This window comes from Neobacillus vireti (genome assembly GCF_036962465.1).
GTDB lineage: Bacteria > Bacillota > Bacilli > Bacillales > Cytobacillaceae > Neobacillus > Neobacillus vireti_B.
In genome coordinates, this window is record NZ_JBALNF010000097.1 from 1 (window position 1) to 3,453 (window position 3,453).

5 protein-coding genes and 1 tRNA gene are annotated in these 3,453 nt (G+C 37.6%); 1 reads left to right on the forward strand and 5 read right to left on the reverse strand.

The features are described 5' to 3' along the window. Positions 1 to 172: 172 nt before the first annotated feature. Positions 173 to 394, reverse strand: a complete 222-nt coding sequence (locus V7077_RS27485; protein ID WP_335507903.1) for a DUF2187 family protein — start codon at positions 392 to 394, stop codon at positions 173 to 175. Between the two features lie 79 nt (positions 395 to 473). Here V7077_RS27485 and V7077_RS27490 point away from each other — a divergent pair, with 79 nt between their 5' ends. Beyond that, positions 474 to 1,229, forward strand: a complete 756-nt coding sequence (locus tag V7077_RS27490; protein ID WP_335507905.1) for a YoaK family protein — start codon at positions 474 to 476, stop codon at positions 1,227 to 1,229. 54 nt (positions 1,230 to 1,283) lie between these two features. Here the strand turns inward: V7077_RS27490 and V7077_RS27495 are convergent, their stop codons facing one another. The 4 genes from V7077_RS27495 to V7077_RS27510 all read right to left on the reverse strand — a co-directional run bounded on the left by V7077_RS27495 (position 1,284) and on the right by V7077_RS27510 (position 3,371). Further along, positions 1,284 to 1,511 (reverse strand): hypothetical protein, encoded by a 228-nt coding sequence (locus tag V7077_RS27495; protein ID WP_335507907.1) that lies wholly within the window; start codon positions 1,509 to 1,511, stop codon positions 1,284 to 1,286. A 69-nt stretch (positions 1,512 to 1,580) separates the two neighbouring features. Then, positions 1,581 to 2,465: an NAD(P)-dependent oxidoreductase gene (locus V7077_RS27500; protein WP_335507908.1), complete on the reverse strand. Its 885-nt coding sequence runs from the start codon at positions 2,463 to 2,465 to the stop codon at positions 1,581 to 1,583. Between the two features lie 75 nt (positions 2,466 to 2,540). Next, positions 2,541 to 3,137, reverse strand: coding sequence for a class I SAM-dependent methyltransferase (locus tag V7077_RS27505; RefSeq protein WP_335507909.1), 597 nt, complete (start codon positions 3,135 to 3,137; stop codon positions 2,541 to 2,543). Between the two features lie 160 nt (positions 3,138 to 3,297). After that, a tRNA-Arg gene (locus V7077_RS27510) sits at positions 3,298 to 3,371 on the reverse strand. Positions 3,372 to 3,453: the final 82 nt, after the last annotated feature.

Genomic DNA, 3,453 nt, shown 5'->3' on the forward strand with positions numbered 1-3,453 from the left:
GTATAAAAGACCTACCCTAACTAGGATTTTTGAATCACTTAATTCAAAATGATTATACTCGTTCTTTATTGAGAAGTAAATTATTTTTGGTAATTTTACCAAACTTTTACATATGAAAAAATTAAATAAAAAAGCAGTATGATTAAACTCACACTGCCTCTCACGTTAAATCCTATTTTTTTATTTTATAATTTTTATGATTTACGATGGTTGTTAGCGGTTCATCCTTTTCCTTTGAATAACCGTATTGGACGATAACAGAATTCTCTCGAACACCGGTAACACTTCCTTCGTGGCTTTCTCCATCACGTTTGAACGTTATTATTTCTCCGACTTTTGCATTAGCCATTTTATTCACCTCGTTTTTATCTTTTCCAAAACCACTAACTACCATTCGATTTACCGTCCTCTTCCTACATAAATTTTAGATATTGACGAAAAATAAGATTAAAAAATTCATTGGGAGATACTGTATGAAAAAAAGGCAGGACCCTGATCACAAACATTTTGTTGGGTTAAAATTGCAAAGATATTTCTTTAAAGGCAGAACTGCTCTGCCAAAATTAACGGCAGAGTCTGTAGGACTTGGAATCTTACTTGCATTAGTGGGGGGATTCTTAGATGCCTATACCTACGTTAGCCGAGATGGAGTATTTGCTACTTCCCAAACAGGTAACCTTGTTCTGTTAGGTGTAGAGATGGCACATGGCCAATGGAATCAAGGATTGAGACATATCCCGCCTATTGTCGCTTTTGTTTTAGGAGTAGCAGTGGCCGAGGGATTAAAACACCCACATATTATCAGAACTTTTCCATATCCTGCCCGTACAGTACTTTTATTAGAAAGTATTGTTCTTCTATTGGTCGGAACTTGGCCAGTTGAGATACCAAATATGATTGTTACGATAACGATTGCTTTTGTAGCCTCTGTACAAATTTCTTCATTTCGAACCTTAGTGAAATGGCCCTATAATTCTGCAATGGTAACTGGAAATTTACGTACTGCTGCAGAAGCGGCCTACACTGCAATCGTAATGCATGATCGGAAAGGTGCCCACCAATTACTTGACTTTACGCTCATTATTGCCTCTTTTCTAATTGGTGCGTTACTTGGCACACTTTCAACTTTGCATTGGGGTGCAAAAGCCATTTGGATTGCTTCAGTAATTCTACTATGTGCCATGCTCGTCCTACATTCAAATCCAAAAACATTACTTCATGAATCATAAAATAAAAAGAGGCGGACGACTCCTCAATTGGGAATGGTCTATCGCCTCCTCAAATTATATTTTCTTATTAATATCATTTCGGATCAATTCAATGATTTCTTCTGGTATATTAGCCGGCAGGGACGTGCCATCCTCGAAAATCCAGCTATTGATAATTTCTAAATCTGTTTTTTTAAATGTAACACTATAGTTTTTATTTTCATGAACGAATTCGACTGTCACATATTCCTCAACAGCAAAATCATCATCGATAATCATATTAGTAATTTCAAATGACTTCACAAGTAGGTCTCCTTTTCATTCCTATATTAACCTATAGCGTTAACTTAATAGTGAGATTTATTCAAAAGGTTATTCCAAACCAGCTTCTTCATTAGCGAGTTTCGTTAAAGCAGACCAATCCAGATTTCCCCTGCCTTTTGCAGTAGAGGAAAGGAGACGATTATGAACTAAATTTGCCAGTGGCATTGGAGTCTTTGTATTCTTCGCTTCTTCCAGGACAAGATTACAGTCTTTTAGACCTAATGCCAACTGAAAACCGGCTGGTTCAAACATCTTCTTCGCAATCATTGACCCATAACCGTTATAAACGGTGCAGTTAAATAAGGTTGACGAATAAACTTCAGCCACCGCCTCACGATCCATTCCATTTTTTTCAGCTAAATTGAAGGCCTCTGCCATCGCTTCCATTGCTGCCATTATCATAAAATTTCCGCCTAATTTTATAACATTAGCATTGCCAGGTTCTTCACCTAAATCAAAGACACGCTGACCCAGTGCTTCAAGGATGGGTTTAACCCTCTCTTTCGCTGCATGGTTCCCTGATGACAGAATCCACAATTTTTGGGCAGCCGCAGCCTCGGGACGACCAAATACCGGAGAAGCGATATAAAAACTCCCCTTTTCTTGATGGTAATGCGCCAATTTCCTTGATGTCTCAGGTGAGACTGTACTCATCGAGAGGTGGATTCCATCTGACCCTAATCGATCCCCGATACCATCTTGACCATAAACCAATTCCTCAAGTACTTGGTCGTTGGCAACCATGGTTACAACAATTCCATCAGAGGTAGTCACATCACAAGGATGATTAACCTGCTCCGCACCTGCTGCAACAACCTCTGATGCTTTACTTGCTGTCCGGTTGTAAACTTTCACTTTGTAACCTGCCTTTAATAGGTTCAATACCATTGGTTGACCCATATTTCCAAGACCAATAAAACCGACTTCTTTCATATTAATTCCTCCTCGGTGCGCTTCTTTATATGATAATTCTCTATCTAAGATACCCATTTCCATTTGAAAACAGATTCAAGATTGTCGTTTTTTTGTCTCTACTGAAAGAAACAGTCCATTATAATAGCTTTTGATTTCATTGATTATAAGATCCTTATTCTTTAGTAAAATAAGAGTATCTCGATTCAAACAGCATCCGTCACAAATTCTTTTCCAAGCAGGTGTTAGCCAATCTTGTAAAGCAGCTAGAAACCGATTTTCCATTTTAACATGTTCAAAAAACAGTAGTTTTCCTTCCGGCTTACATACTCGCAGCATTTCCTTTATCGCTTGATTCGGATTTGGAATCGTACAAAGTACAAGTGTAGCTACGACTGTATCAAAACTATTGTCTGCAAAAGGGAGTTTTTCAGCATCTGCTTTTACCAGCTCAATTTTCACAGAGGATTGATTAAGCTTCTCTTGTGACTTGTTAATCATATAAGTACTTGGTTCGGTTGCGACTACCATTTCAACTGATTTATATAGAGGGAAGTTAATTCCAGTCCCAGAACCGATTTCTAGTACATGTCCATCGGCTTTAGACAAAAGGTCCTCACGAATTCTTTTAAACTTCCTTTTTTCTAGAGGATGCATAAAAAAATCATACCATTCAGCAAACCTGCGGCTCAATCTAGTCAACTCCATTATGTATTTTCTCGTTTTACACTATCACTATTACAGAAAAAGGGAAAGACCCCTTAACCTTGAAATTGGTCTATTTTTAATATTTGAAACAAAAAAAGCAGTGAATTCACAAATAGAATCCACTGCTTTTTATAAGAATTAATGACGCGCCCGAAAGGAGTCGAACCCATAACCTTCTGATCCGTAGTCAGACGCTCTATCCAATTGAGCTACGGGCGCATGTTTGTGATATTTTTTCTATTGAGAGTTCATTCTCTCAAAACTAGATAATGTATAGAAGAAATTTTGTAAAAACGAGTTA